This window comes from Litorimonas sp., assembly GCA_029936425.1.
Taxonomy (GTDB): Bacteria; Pseudomonadota; Alphaproteobacteria; order Caulobacterales; family Maricaulaceae; genus Litorimonas.
This window is the reverse complement of sequence record JAPYSU010000137.1, coordinates 1-622: the sequence shown is the minus strand read 5'-3', so window position 1 is coordinate 622 and position 622 is coordinate 1. Positions and strand designations below refer to the sequence as shown.

1 protein-coding gene is annotated in these 622 nt (G+C 41.3%); it reads left to right on the top strand.

Going from position 1 to position 622, the window contains the following annotated elements; all coding sequences use genetic code 11:
* On the top strand, window positions 1–512 hold a 512-nt coding region (locus ACN0IC_RS15570), incomplete at its 5' end, for a hypothetical protein (protein ID WP_416879662.1).
* Window positions 513–622: the final 110 nt, after the last annotated feature.

Below are 622 nucleotides of genomic sequence, written 5' to 3'. Positions count from 1 at the left end.
CTGAAAGTAGGGTTATGGCTCTTCAGTGGATTTGTGAGGTTGCAGATGTCAAAGAAAACCAGTTATTGAACGCGGACAAACTTATTGATTATGTGGCCATTGCAATCTGCACATGGAAACAGCCTCTTATAAGTGGGAAGGCGGATACAGTTTATTGCCTCCAGCTTATGCATGCATTACCGAAAACGCATCCTAGTTATTCCAATAAACTTGTGAGATTAATCGCCCTTCGTTTTCAGAGTTCCACAAAAACTTCTGCCGGAAAAGGGAGGGGTTTGAAGGTAAGGAGTAAGGATGTAGATATTTTGAAGAAGACCTCATTGCCGATTCTGATTGAGGCATGGAGGCAGTTTGTGTTTGGCCGCGCCAGAACGGCCAGGAAAGAAAAGAGGCAAGAATGGAAAAGTGATTTGTATGTCTTCCTGGGGCGCAATCAAATTAAAACTGACTATTTCTCCGCTGTGGCGGATGTGTTGCTGAGCGATGAAGACAAGGATAATTTGTTTATTTAATTCAATAAAAACAGCGTGTTAAATGGTTTTGTTCGCGAATATCAGCTCTGCTATTTCTTATTTCCGATAACCGATCTGATTTTTTCTACATTTCGTTCTCCTGTTAACTA